Origin of the sequence: Pseudomonas sp. PB103 (genome assembly GCF_009764635.1) — a bacterium.
Lineage (GTDB): Bacteria > Pseudomonadota > Gammaproteobacteria > Pseudomonadales > Pseudomonadaceae > Aquipseudomonas.
Map to the genome: position 1 here is coordinate 17787 of NZ_RWIL01000160.1, position 14416 is coordinate 32202.

Annotated in this window: 13 protein-coding genes and 2 pseudogenes; 6 read left to right on the top strand and 9 right to left on the bottom strand. The window is 58.8% G+C overall.

From position 1 onward, the window contains the following. Positions 1–134 precede the first annotated feature (134 nt). Together EJA70_RS28245 and EJA70_RS28250 are read left to right on the top strand one after the other, a co-directional pair. Positions 135–593, top strand: coding sequence for a metallophosphoesterase family protein (locus EJA70_RS28245; protein ID WP_158835535.1), 459 nt, complete (start codon positions 135–137; stop codon positions 591–593). A gap of 99 nt (positions 594–692) precedes the next feature. Then, positions 693–1142, top strand: a complete 450-nt coding sequence (locus tag EJA70_RS28250) for a DUF6678 family protein (protein WP_158835538.1) — start codon at positions 693–695, stop codon at positions 1140–1142. On the opposite strand, the gene EJA70_RS28255 is transcribed toward EJA70_RS28250, so the two are convergent. After that, on the bottom strand, positions 1117–1572 hold the full coding sequence (locus tag EJA70_RS28255; protein WP_158835541.1) for a GNAT family N-acetyltransferase: 456 nt from the start codon (positions 1570–1572) through the stop codon (positions 1117–1119). The genes EJA70_RS28250 and EJA70_RS28255 overlap by 26 nt on opposite strands. 240 nt (positions 1573–1812) lie before the next feature. On the opposite strand from EJA70_RS28255, the gene EJA70_RS28260 reads away from it, so the two are divergent. Beyond that, positions 1813–4191 carry a DUF3772 domain-containing protein gene (locus EJA70_RS28260; protein ID WP_158835544.1) on the top strand — a complete coding sequence of 793 codons (2379 nt, stop codon included), beginning with the start codon at positions 1813–1815 and terminating at the stop codon, positions 4189–4191. Between the two features lie 550 nt (positions 4192–4741). After that, positions 4742–5203 (top strand): DUF3574 domain-containing protein, encoded by a 462-nt coding sequence (locus EJA70_RS28265; RefSeq protein ID WP_158835547.1) that lies wholly within the window; start codon positions 4742–4744, stop codon positions 5201–5203. Here EJA70_RS28265 and EJA70_RS28270 read toward each other — a convergent pair. From EJA70_RS28270 to EJA70_RS31490, 5 genes and pseudogenes are all read right to left on the bottom strand, one after another. Continuing rightward, positions 5200–6564, bottom strand: a complete 1365-nt coding sequence (locus EJA70_RS28270; protein WP_158835550.1) for an APC family permease — start codon at positions 6562–6564, stop codon at positions 5200–5202. The genes EJA70_RS28265 and EJA70_RS28270 overlap by 4 nt on opposite strands. Continuing rightward, on the bottom strand, positions 6554–8941 hold the full coding sequence (locus EJA70_RS28275; protein WP_158835553.1) for a TonB-dependent siderophore receptor: 2388 nt from the start codon (positions 8939–8941) through the stop codon (positions 6554–6556). The genes EJA70_RS28270 and EJA70_RS28275 overlap by 11 nt, the downstream gene beginning before the upstream one ends. A 356-nt stretch (positions 8942–9297) precedes the next feature. Next, positions 9298–9453 (bottom strand): DUF2474 domain-containing protein, encoded by a 156-nt coding sequence (locus EJA70_RS28280; RefSeq protein ID WP_158835556.1) that lies wholly within the window; start codon positions 9451–9453, stop codon positions 9298–9300. Further along, positions 9440–9523 (bottom strand): annotated as a pseudogene (locus EJA70_RS31220) (hypothetical protein); the annotation flags it as partial. The gene EJA70_RS28280 and the pseudogene EJA70_RS31220, both read right to left, overlap by 14 nt. Then, a pseudogene (locus tag EJA70_RS31490) lies at positions 9521–9616 on the bottom strand (hypothetical protein); the annotation flags it as partial. The pseudogenes EJA70_RS31490 and EJA70_RS31220, both read right to left, overlap by 3 nt. A 359-nt stretch (positions 9617–9975) precedes the next feature. Between EJA70_RS31490 and moaA the strand changes: the two are divergent. Together moaA and EJA70_RS28295 are read left to right on the top strand one after the other, a co-directional pair. Further along, a complete protein-coding gene (gene moaA, locus EJA70_RS28290) occupies positions 9976–10974 on the top strand; it encodes a GTP 3',8-cyclase MoaA (RefSeq protein WP_158835562.1) in 999 nt (332 codons plus the stop codon). 35 nt (positions 10975–11009) lie between these two features. Next, on the top strand, positions 11010–11906 hold the full coding sequence (locus EJA70_RS28295) for a bestrophin family protein (protein WP_158835565.1): 897 nt from the start codon (positions 11010–11012) through the stop codon (positions 11904–11906). An 89-nt stretch (positions 11907–11995) separates the two neighbouring features. Here the strand turns inward: EJA70_RS28295 and EJA70_RS28300 are convergent, their stop codons facing one another. The 3 genes from EJA70_RS28300 to EJA70_RS28310 form a co-directional block, all read right to left on the bottom strand. Continuing rightward, a complete protein-coding gene (locus EJA70_RS28300) occupies positions 11996–13276 on the bottom strand; it encodes a serine/threonine transporter (protein WP_008085734.1) in 1281 nt (426 codons plus the stop codon). A gap of 252 nt (positions 13277–13528) precedes the next feature. Then, positions 13529–13711, bottom strand: a complete 183-nt coding sequence (locus tag EJA70_RS28305) for a hypothetical protein (RefSeq protein ID WP_158835568.1) — start codon at positions 13709–13711, stop codon at positions 13529–13531. 24 nt (positions 13712–13735) lie between these two features. Beyond that, positions 13736–13930, bottom strand: a complete 195-nt coding sequence (locus EJA70_RS28310) for a hypothetical protein (protein WP_158835571.1) — start codon at positions 13928–13930, stop codon at positions 13736–13738. Between the last annotated feature and the right edge of the window lie 486 nt (positions 13931–14416).

Here is a 14416-nt window from a genome sequence, read left to right on the forward strand (position 1 = left end):
TTCCTTCCAAAGATCAACAAGGGAAGCGGCATCCCAGGTTTTCTGATCGAGGAGTATACCGACGATATCCCTCATCAACGTTGATGCCCGCGGGCTGAATACTGCCCTCCAGACCAACCTGCTAATCTCTCTCCATGAAAACCGCCATCATCTCCGACACCCACGGCCTCCTCCGCCCCGAGGCGCTGACCGCGATCCAGGGCGTTGAACTCATCCTCCACGCCGGCGACATTGGCAGCGCGGAGATCCTCAGCCAATTGGCGCAAATCGCCCCAGTCCACGCCGTGCGCGGCAACAACGATCTGGATCTGTCTTGGGCAAATGACCTCCCCGACCACCTCACGCTCGACCTCAACGGCTGGCAAACCCTACTCATCCACGACATCGCCGACGTCCCCGCCCTCCTCGACAACCATACCCGACTGATCATCACCGGCCATTCCCACAAGCCCTTGATCGAATGGCGCGGCGAGCGGCTTTACCTGAACCCGGGCAGCGCCGGTCGCCGTCGTTTCAAATTGCCGGTGACGCTCGCCCTGCTCGACGTGGGCGCTGATGCTCTGCAACCACAACTGATTCACCTGCTGCCCTGACCCGCCAGTTCGGTTGTGCCTTGGCGCGCTCGCACATCATCGTTTTCCGAGCCAAAATTGCCCACTTCCCAATCAACCCCAGGAAAGCCACGACCGAACATGAGCGAACTCCCCCGATCCAACGCGAGGCATGACGCGGCGAAACGGAAGAAAATCCACGCAGCGGTCACGGCGAGAAAATTGGCAAGTGCGGCGAACACAACCAAGTGGGATGAACTGATCGACCATTTCCGCAGGCTTGAGGGCTGGCGTCCGTCCTATCGATCCAAGTACGTCAACGGATATATCTCGGAATGGGACGTCGAGTGGTTCTACCATTTGCCGTTTCCCTTTGCGGGCGTCGAATGGTTCGACATCGGCTTATGGGAACAGGCCCCCTCAGAAGGACGACTGCTGGCACGCAAGATCATCGACCACACCGACGAGATATCGAAGGCCGTGGCGCACATTGGATTCGAGTTTGAAGTACGCGCTGACATCTTGAGAATCTGGGGATACTTGCCCAAATCCTATGACGACTTTCCTAGTGCTCCAGCGCCTTCGCCATGATGATCGTGCGCTCCGCCTGATGGTACTCATCCCGGACTTTCGTGAAGCCCAGCGCCGCGTAGAAGCCTTCGGCAGTAATCGACGAGGGCACACGCAGCAGGTCGATACCTGCGCTCAGGGCGGCTGTTTGAAGCTGCTCCATGAGGTGTCTGCCGACCGCCAGCCCTTGATGGCGTGGATCGACAAACACGCTGCGAACAACGTCGTGATCAAGGCTCGCGGTGGCCACGACATGACCGTCGAGCGTGGTCACGAAGACCTGACGCCGGGCCAACAAGTCCAGGACAGCTCGCGGCGAGAAACTTTGCTCAACCTGATCAATGATGTCAGATGAATAGTCCAGCGCGTTGGACTCGCGAAGCGTGTGGATAATGACCCGGCTGATCGCCGAGGCATCTGCCGGGGTTGCGGTGCGAATCAGGTAATCCATTCTGATGAGCCCTTCCAATCATTGGCGAGACGAGTGCCGCGCAGACAAATGACAGCCATTACAGCGGTTTAGTCTGTAATCACAAAACCAGCGTTGAGCCCGTGCTACGGCTGATATAGAACATTTTGGCAGCATTTTGCGCCATTGCTCATTTCTTACCTGCCGTGAAACTTTTCCGCCCCATCCGGCCTGATCACCTAACCTCTTAGGTTGTGTGTTAATCGAGAGTCGGCCTGCCCCATGCGAAACACCTTGAAGTCGTTGTTTCTTATCGTATTCATGCTGCTCGCCGCCGGCAGTCCATCGCTGTGGGCCGCCGATCTGCCGGCGCCTGCCGCGACCGCTGCCGCCCCGCTCCCGGTGATCTCGCAAAGTGACTTGCAGGCCCTGCAACAACGCCTCGATGGCCTCAAACAACAAATTTCCGCCGCGAACAATTACAACCAGCTCGAGGGCCCGCAGGATCGGGTGCAGGCGTTTATTCTGGACGTCGACAAGTTGTCGGCGGCGTTGTTGCCGCAGCAGGCGCAGTTGGCGGTGCAATTGGGCGTGCTGGGCGCGGCGCCAGATACGGAAATCGCCGCCGAGCAGGCGGACATCGTCGCGCAGCGGGCGGCGCTGACGGAGCAGAAGAACAAGGTTGATGGGACGCTGAAAAGTCTGGCGGCGCTGAAGCAGAGTGCGGCGGACCTGATTACGCAAATCGCCGGGATTCGGCGCACGTTGCTGGAGAGCGAGCTGACGCTGGGCACGCAGAGTGTGCTGAACCCGGATTTCTGGACGCCACTGGTCAAGCCTTCGCTGGACGATCGTCAGCGCTTCGGCTTTTTCGTCGATCAAGTGGCCCAAACCTGGGCCACGGTGTGGGCACCAGGGCGGTATTTTTTCACCTTAGTGCTGATGTTGCTGGCGCTGGTGGTGTGGACGTTCGGCCGGCGTCTGGCCGAGCGTGGGCTGACCTGGCTTTGCATTCATCGCGTGCCCGAGGGGCGCTTGCGCCGCAGTGCACTGGCGTTTGCTTCGGCGCTGGCGACGATTGCGACCACCGCCCTCGCCCTGCATTTGCTGTTCTACGCGCTCACTCGTCACGCGCCACTGACGCCCGTGCTGTCGACGTTTTCCGAAGAGTTCGAAAAGGCTGTGTATGCCTGCGTGCTGATCACCGGGCTGAGTCGTGCGTTGTTGTCGATCAATCATCCGTCATGGCGGCTGCCGGCGATTCATGATCAGGTGGCGCAAACGCTGAAACGCTTCCCGCGTATTCTCTCCGGCACGTTGCTGGTGCTGGTGACACTGGTGCAGGTATGCAACGCCACCGGCATGAGCAGTCAGATCGTGCTCGCCGGGCGCGGTGTGACGTCGATGGTGGTGATGGTCATCGTCGTGACGCTGCTGTTGCGCGTCGGCAAAGTGCGCAAGGCGTTGGTGGCCGGCAATGACCCGCAAGCGAACAGTACGTTTGCCGGGGTGATGTACACCATCGTCAGTATCGCGATGTTTGTCTCGGCGATTGCACTGCTCACCGGCTACGTGTCGCTGGCGCGTTTTATCACCTATGAAGTGGTCTGGGCCTACATTGTGCTGTCGGGTTTTTACCTGCTGATCCAGGTGATCAAGGACGGCTGCGAGTACGCTTTTTCGCCCAAACACGCGAGCGGCAAGGCGCTCAAGCAGTTACTTGGCATCGGCGATCGGCGTCTCGATCAGATCTCGATTCTGTTGTCCGGATTCAGCCGCGCCGCCCTGTTGCTGCTGGCGGTGATTGCGTTGTTCGTCGGTGGCATCGGCACCACGCTCGGGCAGTTGGCGAGCAACATCATGGCCATCCTCGGCGGCGCCGGGTTGCGCAAATTCAACATCGTCCCGGCGCATCTGCTCAACGCAGTGCTGGCGCTGATGATCGGCATCTGGCTGATCCGCGCCTTGCGCCGTTGGCTCGACAATGAATTCCTGCCCAAGACCGACATGGACCCGGGCATGTGCGCGTCGTTGAGCACGCTGTTTTCCAACATCGGCTATGCCTTTGTGATTCTGCTGACGCTATCGTCGCTGGGCGTGCAGTGGACCAACCTGGCGTGGATTGTCAGTGCGCTGTCGGTGGGCATTGGTTTCGGTTTGCAGGAAATCGTGAAGAACTTCGTTTCGGGTCTGATTCTGCTGACTGAGCGGCCGGTGAAGGTCGGTGATTTGATCAGCATCAGTGGTGTCGAAGGCGATATCCGGCGGATCAACGTGCGCGCCACGGAGATCCAGCTCAGCGACCGCTCGATCGTGATCGTGCCGAACTCGCAACTGATCTCGCAGAACCTGCGCAACGTTACGCTGGGTGGCAGTGCTCAGGGCGTGGCGTCGCTGGAATTGATGTTTCCGCTGGATATCGACCCTGAAGAGGTGAAGGAACTGCTGTTGGGCACCTACCGCGAGAACGAAACCATCCTCGATAAACCGGCGCCGTTTGTACGGTTCAGCAAATTGTCGCCGGACGGGATCACGTTGACGGTGACCGGGTACGTGGGCAGCCCGAGGATTGTCGGTGTGACCAAAAGTGATTTGTTGTTCGAGATCCTCAAGCGTTTGGGCACGGCGGGGATTGCGCTAGCCAAGCCGCCGAGTGCGTAGCAGACACAATCCCTGTGGGAGCGGGCTTGCCCGCGAAGGGGCCAACCCATTCAAAATCTCCAGCGACAGACACACCGCTATCGCTGGCAAGCCAGACTCCCACAGGTCATGCGCTGTGAATGCAATCTGCACCACACCACAAACCCCCTGTAGGAGTGAGCCTGCTCGCGATAGCGGTGTGTCAGCTAATAATGAGTTGGCTGACACACCGCTATCGCTGGCAAGCCAGACACCCACAGGTTATGCGGCGTGAATGCTATCTCCAACAGGTCATGCGGCGTGAATGCTATCTCCAACAGGTCATGCGGCGTGAATGCAATCTGCACCACACCACAAACCCCCTGTAGGAGTGAGCCTGCTCGCGATGGCGCCGTGTCAGCTAATAATGAGTTGGCTGACACACCGCTATCGCGAGCAGGCTCACTCCTACAGGGGGGTGTGAATCAGTTATGCCCGAAGCGCCTATCAGGCTGCTTTTTAGGTCTTTATTGACGATCAATGGGCAACCTTATACTCGCCATGTTCACCCACCGTTCAATAAGGATGTTCCATGCCTCAACGTCTTTTGCTGGCGGCACTGTTCCTCGCAGTCGCCGGTTGCGCCAGCCCTCCTCCTGCGTCCGTTCACACCCATGATCCCGCCAGTTCAACCCTGCAAGGCGACGCCGCACGACCGGCGCAGGCGCAATGGTTGCGCACCGAGTTGTACTTCTCGGTGGGGTCGATTGATGGCAAGGACGGTGCGGTCAACCCGGCGCGCTGGCGTGAGTTTCTCGACAGGGAAGTGACGCCGCGCTTTCCCGACGGTTTCACGGTGCTCGATGCTTACGGGCAGTGGAGCGATCACGGGGCGAAGGAGCCAGAGCGCTTGAGCACCAAAGTCATTGTGATCTTGCATGAGAACAGTGCGAAAAACGGTAACAACATCGAAGCGATACGCCTGGCGTACAAACGCATCACCGGCGACCTTTCGGTCCTGCGGCTGTCGCAACCGGCGCAGGTTTCGTTCTAGTCCGAAAGCGGTTCAGGAGCTTGCCGAGGCGTCAACGCCACGCGACTCAACCCCGCCAGAATCAACGCGCCCACCAGCAACACGCCAATCCCCAGAAAAGCCCCATACCCGACCACAGTCACGCTGGAATACAGCATGTACAGGCACAACCCAAAAAACAGCAACGGCAACAGCGGATACAACGGCACCCTCACCGGCCTCGGCACCTGCGGAAAGCGCCGGCGCAAAATGATCAACGCGACACTGCTCAAACTCAAAAACAACCAATACACCGGGGTCAGGTACTCGACCATGGTATTGAAGCCGCTCTGGGTAAAACTGCCAAACAACACCAGCAACAACGCCACCGCGCCTTCGGCCAGCAACGCCTTGCGCGGCACACCGTGGCGATCATCCCAATCCCCAAAAATGCGCAACTGCGGCACATCGCGAGCAGCAGCGTAGGTGGTGCGAGCACCCACCAGCAGCGTCGAGTTGATGGTGGCGATGGCGGCAATGCCCACCATCAGCAAAATCAACATGACCCCCGGAGCGCCAAAAGCGCGGTTCAACAGCTCCACTGCCGGCGCATTGCTCGCCGCCAGCCCGGCGAATCCCAGGCCTTGAACGAACGCCCAATTGAGCGCCAGATAGATGATCATCAACACGCTCAGCGCCCCCAGCATGGCGATGAAAATCCCCCGCCGACCGTCACGCACTTCCGCCGATAACGTTGCCGCATCGCTCCAGCCACCAAACGCCAGAAACACGAAAATCATCGCCGCCGAAAACCCGGCCATACCGCTGTTTTCAGGCAGCACCGACACGTTGGGCACCGGCGGTTCAATACCTTGCCAGGCCAGAAACACACCGGCGCTGGCGATGCTCAAGAAACCCAGTGCAAGCAATCCCACCAGCAACGTCTGCGTGATGAAACCGATGTGTTTCCCCGTCAGATTCAGCAGCACCAACGCCGCTATCACCGCGCCGGCAAACAGTCCCGAGCCATACTGTCCCAACGGCACAACCGCATTGAAGTAATCGGCAAACATGAACGCCGACAGCGCAATCCAGCCCGTGTGCATCACCGAAAACCGCGACCAGGCGAACAGAAACCCCATGCGTTCGCCATACGCCGTGCGCAGAAAATGGTAGTCGCCACCCGGATGCGGAAACGCCGTGGCCATTTCGGCAAAACACAGCGCGCCAATCATCGACGCCACACCGCCGAGCACCCACACCAGGTAGAAATGCTCCGGCCCGACGTTGAGCGCCACGGTCGGCGCGGTTTTCAGGATGTCGGTGGTGATCACCATGCCCAGCGTGATCAGCAGCGCCTGAAAAACCGGCAGATGCCGCCCCGGCCCCGCGTTAGAAACCATACGTAGCGCGGGCGTAGTAGTAAGCGCCGTTGGTGCCGATCGGTGAGAGCACGTCGTACGGCAAGTTGCCGCCGTAGTTGATCGCCGAGCCGGAACGTTCCGGGTAGTTGTCGGTGAGGTTGTTGCCGCCCACGGCGATGTTGAATTTCGGCGTGAATTTGTAGGCCACCTCGGCATCCAGCTGCCACACCGCGCCGTAGGTTTGCTCCGGTTGCGAATCACCGAAATCAAACACCCGAGTGGTCTCGCCCTGACGCGTCAGGCGCCCGAGCAAACCCCAATGCTCGCTGGCCCAGTTGGCGGAAAAGATGAAGCGATCCTTCGGCGCCGCGTCGGTCAGGGTGTTGGTTTCTTCGACGCCAACCAGTGCGTCATTGCCAATACCCAACGCGGTCAGTTGCGATGGCGTGCCCTTGGTGCTGGTGACTTTGGTGTGGTTGTAGGTGTACGCCGTGGTCAGGCCCAGTTGCCCTTCATAGAACGGCTGATGATAGTTGAGCACCAGTTCGGCGCCGTGGGTGCTGGTGTCGGCGGCGTTGGTGAAGAAGTTGACGTCGTGCACGCCGGCCACGCCGAAGTTGTCGTTGATGTAGTTTTCCAGCGCGTCACTGCCGATGCGCTGTGACAAGGTGATGCGGTCTTTGACGTCGATGCGGAACACGTCCAGTGACGCATCAAAGCGCTCGTTCAACTGGAAGGTCAGGCCCAGGCTGAAGTTCTTCGAGGTTTCCGGATCGAGCTTTTCCGCGCCCAGTGCGCGGGCGATCGGGTCGTTGACCGAGAGCACGCGAATGTCGGTCAACGTGCCGCCGTCGCCAAAGTTGCTGGTGGTGTTCTGGAAGCCACTCTGCGCCAAGGACGGCGCGCGGAAGTTGTTCGATACCGCACCGCGCAGGGCCCATTGCTCGGTCAGTTTGTAGCGACCGCTGAGTTTGCCGGTGAGTTTGCTGCCGGCGTCGTCGTAATGCTCCCAACGCGTGGCGGCGTCGACGAAGAAGCGGTCGGTGAGATCGCCGGACAGTTCGGCGTAAGTGCCGAACACATTGCGATCCAGATCCGACTCTTCGCTCGGGCGCAGGCCGTTGGCACCATCGGCGCCGGAGCCGATGTAAGAAGCTTCGTCGCCGGCGTAGGTCAGGTAATTCTCGTAGCGATATTCACCGCCGACCGCGAGTACAAATGAACGCTCGCCGAGGCGCAATTCGCGGCTGAAATCGAGGTTGGAGGTGGTCTGGCGCAGCTCGTAATCGCCGGTATCGAACTTGGTCGGCGAGTCTTCGCCGAGGCTGACGTTGAGGGTGCGTCGGGTCGATCCATCAAAGCGGTTGCGACCATGAGTGACGCTACTGTCGAAGTCCCAGTCGTCGCCGATCATGCCTTTGAAACCGGCGGTGGCCGAGACGTCCTTGTTGTCGCCGAGCGATTGCGGCAGGTAGCCGTTGGGGTAGAACTGCGGCTGCTCATACGGATAGCGATAGAATTCGGCGCCGGTGGTGTGGCGCTGGTTGTAGGTGCCGAAGCTGTAGGCCTTGCCGCCGGCCAGCGGCAGCTCGCTGTTGAACCAGAGGTTGACGTCCCGCGCGAGGCCGTCGCCCATCACGTAGTTGCGCTGGTTCGGGGTGTCGTCGAAGCCATCGAAACCGGCGCGGTTGGTCGGGTTGCGATCCTTGTACTCGGTGCCGCCGCGAATGAAGCCGCCCTCTTCGCCCAGGCGCGTGCCGATCTTGGCGGTGGTCACGCTGTTCTGGCCGTCGGTGGTGGTTTTGCCGATAGCGTCCTGATGGGTGTGAAAGGCGCCGTAACTGGTGGTCACTTCGCCGCCTTCAGGGGCGTCGTCGAGGATGATATTGATCACCCCGGCAATCGCATCGGAGCCGTATTGCGCGCCGGCGCCGTCACGCAGCACTTCGATGCGTTTGATCGCGCTGATGGGGATTGAGTTGAAGTCGACCGGCGCGGTACCCCGGCCGATTTTCGAGGAGTCGTTGACCACCGCTGAGGTGTGGCGGCGCTTGCCGTTGACCAGCACCAGCACCTGATCGGGGCTCATGCCACGCAGTTGTGCGGCGCGCACATGGTCGGCGCCGCCGGAGTTGGACTGGCGCGGCAGGCTGAAGGACGGCAGCAGTGTCTGCAAGGCCGCGCCCAGTTCACCGTCGGCAGCGCCGGCGGATTTGAGGTCTTCGGCGGTCAGCACATCGACTGGTACCGGCGAATCGAGCACGGTGCGCGCGGTGCCTCGGCTGCCGGTGACCAACACCGTGTCCAGGCGGGCGCCCTCTTCGGAACGCGCAGCGGATTCTTCGGCTTTGGCGGGCAGTTGCCAGATGGCGGTCACGACAGCGGCCGCCAGTAATGAACGGGAACGGTAATGCATGTAACAGCTCCTTGAATCGCAGCTAATACCCGGCCCCGCCCACCAAAAGTTGGTCGGCAATCAGTGCACGGCAATGTCTGCTGTAGTTTTAGAAACGCGATAGGCAGTGCAACGGGTTAGTTGCCAGACAGGCAAGCAAGTCTATGAACCCCAAAGTCAAAAAACGCCCCATGAGCCCATGCTAGATGAGCCGCGCGCCCGCTCAAAAGAACCAATAACGCTTAGGTTATATCGCCCTTGCCGACTGTATAGGGCGCAACACAAGTGTTGCTGGAGGAACACTAAAATCAACTAATCAGCAACTTTCAGAGAAACTTCTGGCAAAAAAAACGGAGTCAGTCTCCGGTTTTTTATTGTCAGTGGGTTCTCATTCCTGCCGCGTACATCGCCAGTTTCAGCAGGCTAGCGACAATCGCCAGCGACACCACGCGGCCAAACCAGATCGACAACAGCCAACCCGGACGCTTGTACCAGGGGCTGGATTTCACTTCACACGAATCAACGGTAGCCATCGCCAATCCTCACTTTGCCGCGGAATACGTAGTAGCTCCAGAAGGTGTACATCAGGATCACCGGCAGGATATGCGAGCAGTCGGGTAAGTTGTTGGTACCGAAGGCGCGGACGAACAACTGATAGAGAAACGCCGCTTCGTTGCTGGCACGGCCCGAGGTGTGGACATGCGAATCTCCATGACGATGCACACAGGCATGAACCTGATTCGGTTAAAAAACGACGGCCGACTTTCAAGGGTAAAAAAGTTGTCGTTTGATTTGCGGGGCTGGGATATGAATCGATACAAATCATTGTCTAATCGCTATTAATGACTGCATTATCGAAAATAGCTATCACGCAGAAAAATCCATTATTTACGGTGCCTTGCGAAACTAAATCAGTAAATTTCTGTGGAAAATAATTCCTCATCGACGGCATCAATCAGCCGGTCATTAACAGTGATTGGACGGCATTGAAAGTTATCCATAACCTGCGCTGACCAAACCTTTTCAACAGTGGTTTTCATTCCTGCGAGGCTGTCGTGTCAGAACGTGTCTTGATCGATGGTTACAATCGCCGTGTCGACTATCTGCGCATATCAGTGACCGACCGCTGCGATTTCCGCTGCGTCTATTGCATGGCGGAAGACATGCATTTTCTGCCACGGCAAAAAATCCTGACGCTGGAAGAGATCTATCAACTGGCGCAGAGTTTTGTTGCACTCGGCACCCGCAAGATTCGCCTCACCGGCGGCGAGCCGCTGATCCGTCCAGGCGTGGTCAAGCTGTGCGAGCAAATCGCCGCCCTGCCCGGCCTGCGTGAACTGTGCATGACCACCAACGGCTCACAACTGGGCAAACTCGCGGCGCCGCTGTTCGATGCCGGGGTCAAGCGCCTGAACATCAGTCTCGACAGCCTCGACCCGCAGCGCTTCCAGCAGATGACCCGCACCGGCGATCTGGCGCTGGTGATCAACGGCATCGATGCCGCACGCAAGGCCGGTTTTACCCGCACTAAACTCAATGTCGTGGTGATGCAGGGGCGCAACGATCAGGAGATCAACGACCTGGTCAGCTTCGCGATCGACCGCCAGCTGGACGTCTCCTTCATCGAAGAAATGCCCTTGGGCATCATCAGCGAACACAGCCGTGCGGAGTCGTTTTTCTCCAGTGCGCAGGTGCGCGAAAAGATCGCCGAGCGCTACACCCTGATCGACTCTGCCGAGTCGACCCAAGGCCCGTCGCGTTACTGGCGGCTGGCCGAAGCCCCGGAGATTCGCCTGGGTTTCATCTCGCCGCACAGCCACAATTTTTGCGGCACCTGCAACCGCGTGCGGCTGACGGTTGAGGGTCGCCTGCTACTGTGTCTGGGTAACGAGCACTCGGTGGACTTGAAGGCCGTGTTGCGCGCGCATCCGGGGCAGCCGCAGCGGTTGGAGAAAGCCATCATCGCGGCGATGAAACTCAAGCCCTATCGGCACAATTTCGAAGTCAACGACGACGTACAGGTCGTACGCTTCATGAACATGACCGGCGGCTGAACCGCCATTTCCCTGCTTAACCGGGATCGCACAGCATGATCGTCAGACCCAAGGCCAACCAATTCGCCATTCTCTTTACCCTCAAAGGCTCGATTGCCAAGCGCATCGCCCTGCGCACCTTGATGGTCACCCTGCTGGCCTCGGCCATTGTGCTGATCGAAATCCTGCACCCGAGCAACTTCACCAAGGTCAACGCCACGCCGTTCACTTTGCTGGGGTTGTCGCTGTCGATCTTCATGAATTTTCGCAACAACGCTTGTTATGACCGCTGGTACGAAGCGCGCAAGGCCTGGGGCGAAGTGATCGTGCACATTCGCTCGGTGATCCGCGAAACCCACGTCATCCGTGAGTCTGCCGAGCGCAAGCCGTTGCTGCTCAACCTGTGCGGTTTCGCTCATGCGCTCAACGCACGCCTGCGCAAAGAGAGCGAAGCCGACGCCAGCAACGCGTGGATCACGCCCAAACCGGATGCGCAGACGCCCGATTACAGCGGGCGAATTCTGCAAACGGTCGGCCAGCAATGTTCCGATTTGCATCAAAACGGTGAACTGAGCGAGTGGCGCTACATGCTGCTGGCCAACCATCTGACCAGCCTCACCCAGGCGCAGGCGACCTGCGAGCGAATCAAGAATACGCCGCTGCCCTTCCCCTACACCTTGCTGCTGCACCGGACGATTTATCTGTTCTGCATCCTGCTGCCGTTCGCCATGGCCGAGCCTCTGGGCTGGCTGACGCCGCTGTTCACGGCGATTGTCAGCTACACGTTTTTTGGCCTGGATGCGATTGCCGATGAGCTGGAAGATCCGTTTGGCCGCGATGAAAACGATCTGCCGACCGATGCGCTGGTGCGCAGTATCGAGCGCGATGTCCTTGCGGAACTGGGGGCAGAGGTGCCGCCGGCGCTGAAACCGGTCGATTACGTTCTGAGTTGAGGATGTAAAAAAAAGATCGCAGCCTGCGGCAGCTCCTACCTTTATCTCTGTAGGGGCTGCCGCAGGCTGCGATCTTTTGATCTGGCTATTTAAGCCGTCAGCGAATAAATCAGCGCCGAAATCGCCACCAAGCCTACCGCGGTAACAAACACGTTGGACGCCTGACCACGATAGCGTGCCATTGCCGGCACTTTACGGATGGCGTACATCGGCATCAGGAACAGAATCGCCGCGATCACCGGGCCACCGATGGTCTCGATCATGCCCAGAATGCTCGGGTTCCACGTTGCCACGATCCAGCACACCACCAGCATGAACGCTGCCACGATGCGGTCCAGCGCCTTGGCGCTCGGACGATTGCCGCTCTTGATGATCAGGCCTTTGAGGCCTTCGCTGGCACCGATGTAGTGACCGAGGAAGGATTTGGAGATCGCCACAAACGCAATCAACGGCGCCGCGAAGGCGATGGTCGGGTTGCTGAAGTGGTTGGCCAGGTACGACAGGATCGACAGGTTCTGCGCCTTCGCTTCCGCCAGTTGCTCAGGCGACAGGGTCAGCACGCAGCTGAACACGAAGAACAGCACCATCAGCACCATCAATGCGTGGGCGCGGGACAGGATCTGCGAGCTGCGCTCTTCGGCATGCACGCCATAACGACGCTTCTGATCGACCGCAAACGCCGAGATGATCGGCGAGTGGTTGAACGAGAACACCATCACCGGAATCGCCAGCCACAGCGTGTGCAGCAACGCCGACGGTGCGGGCACGTGCGAAGCGGTGGCGAGAATGCCGCCGTTCCAGTGCGGAATAAGGTAAACCGCAAGGAACAGCAGCGCGACGATAAACGGATAAACCATCAGGCTCATGGCCTTGACGATTGCCTGCTCGCCGCAGCGCACCACGGCCAGTAGGCCAAGGATCAGCACCAGCGACAGCCAGACGCGCGGCGGCGGTGTGATGTGCAGTTGGTGTTCGAGGAAACTGGCGACCGTGTTGGTCAGGCCGACGCTGTAGATCAGCAGGATCGGGAAGATCGCGAAGAAGTACAGCAGCGTGATCAGCGCACCGGCCTTGATGCCGAAATGCTCTTCGACCACATCAGTGATGTCGGCGCCTTCGCGGCCGGACAGCACAAAACGGGTCAGGCCACGGTGGGCGTAGAACGTCATCGGGAACGCCAGCAGCGCGAGGATCACCAGTGGCCAGAAGCCGCCCAGACCCGCGTTGATCGGCAAAAACAGGGTACCGGCGCCGATGGCCGTCCCAAACAGTCCCAACATCCAGGTGGTGTCCTGGCGATTCCAGCTCGACAGCTCGGCTGGTGCTGCTGCTTCAAAGCGCTGGTCGACGCTTTTGGCCTGATCATTCATCCGGTCGGATCTCCGCATTCCGGTCACTTGCCACTCGGTCAGGACGCGTCGGAAAAAACCGACAGACATGCTCCGGCCGAAACAGGGGCGCGATTCTCCGCGATAAATCAGCAGAAGCAAAGACTTAGCTGAGGAATGGTTGTACGGATCAGATCGGCGGGATGTCGTTTTTGGGAAAATGACTGTCGGCAATGAGCACGTCAAATGTCGTTTTCAGACCCATTTCTGCTCCCGGTCTGCTCAGGACACGTTTCAAAGCGAACGGAGCACCATCGTCCCGAGGGTGAGCACCACCAAGGCAAATAATGCGCCCATGCTGAACCTGAACAACTCGGAACGAATTTCCGCTGGGGAAAGGTCTTGCGCTCGTTCGGCAAGTTCAACGTCTTCTCGATACAGGCGTTCAATTCTGGCAACGCGTTCTTCCAGGGTCATGATCTTTCTCCTCTGTGAGTTTGGTTAGAGCTTTGCCAAAAGGCTGAATACTGCGGCAATCGCGGTTAACACCCCGGTACCGACGGCAACGGGATACCAGAATTTTTCTCGCTTGAACTTGCTTTCCTCCGCCATGAGCTTGAGTCTCTCGACAACGAGTTTGCGTATTTCATTTTGTAGCCGTTCGAGTTCAAGATTTTCCCGATCGTTCTGAAGCATGCGCCTTCCTTGGCTGTTGGCACTGACTGTCCTTTTGCTTTGTGCCCTTCAATAGTTTCGTATTCATTACCTGTCAGATAGCGGATGAATCCGGCGGTTTTGTAGGCAATGTCCTAGAGTCAGGTAGGCCGTCTCATACGACGTCGCCATAGCCAACAATCAGCGAATCGTCTGACGGATTGCAGGAAAAGAACGCTGCTGCATGAAGGCTGCCGGCCCCATCGCTGGCAAGCCAGCTCCCACAGGGTTATGTGACCAAATCCCTGTAGCAGTGAGCCTGCTCGCGATGAGGCCAGCCCAGTCAACATCCTCATTGACTGGACCAACGCCATCGCGAGCAGGCTCACTCCTACGCCGTTCGGGGATAGATCCATAATCCCCAGCGACAGCAAAAACCTGTGGGAGCTGGCTTGCCAGCGATGGCGGTGGATCAGATGGCATCGATTCAAGCTATGCCGACACCTTTCCCACAATGACCATCACTGT

Bases quoted from the DNA above. Each gene is read 5' to 3' on its own strand.
- EJA70_RS28295 (WP_158835565.1), top strand. From the start codon at position 11,010: ATGATCGTCAGACCCAAGGCCAACCAATTCGCCATTCTCTTTACCCTC.
- EJA70_RS28310 (WP_158835571.1), bottom strand. From the start codon at position 13,930: ATGCTTCAGAACGATCGGGAAAATCTTGAACTCGAACGGCTACAAAAT.
- EJA70_RS28305 (WP_158835568.1), bottom strand. From the start codon at position 13,711: ATGACCCTGGAAGAACGCGTTGCCAGAATTGAACGCCTGTATCGAGAA.
- EJA70_RS28250 (WP_158835538.1), top strand. From the start codon at position 693: ATGAGCGAACTCCCCCGATCCAACGCGAGGCATGACGCGGCGAAACGG.
- EJA70_RS28265 (WP_158835547.1), top strand. From the start codon at position 4,742: ATGCCTCAACGTCTTTTGCTGGCGGCACTGTTCCTCGCAGTCGCCGGT.
- EJA70_RS28300 (WP_008085734.1), bottom strand. From the start codon at position 13,276: ATGAATGATCAGGCCAAAAGCGTCGACCAGCGCTTTGAAGCAGCAGCA.
- EJA70_RS28270 (WP_158835550.1), bottom strand. From the start codon at position 6,564: ATGGTTTCTAACGCGGGGCCGGGGCGGCATCTGCCGGTTTTTCAGGCG.
- EJA70_RS28245 (WP_158835535.1), top strand. From the start codon at position 135: ATGAAAACCGCCATCATCTCCGACACCCACGGCCTCCTCCGCCCCGAG.
- EJA70_RS28255 (WP_158835541.1), bottom strand. From the start codon at position 1,572: ATGGATTACCTGATTCGCACCGCAACCCCGGCAGATGCCTCGGCGATC.
- EJA70_RS28260 (WP_158835544.1), top strand. From the start codon at position 1,813: ATGCGAAACACCTTGAAGTCGTTGTTTCTTATCGTATTCATGCTGCTC.
- EJA70_RS28275 (WP_158835553.1), bottom strand. From the start codon at position 8,941: ATGCATTACCGTTCCCGTTCATTACTGGCGGCCGCTGTCGTGACCGCC.
- EJA70_RS28280 (WP_158835556.1), bottom strand. From the start codon at position 9,453: ATGGCTACCGTTGATTCGTGTGAAGTGAAATCCAGCCCCTGGTACAAG.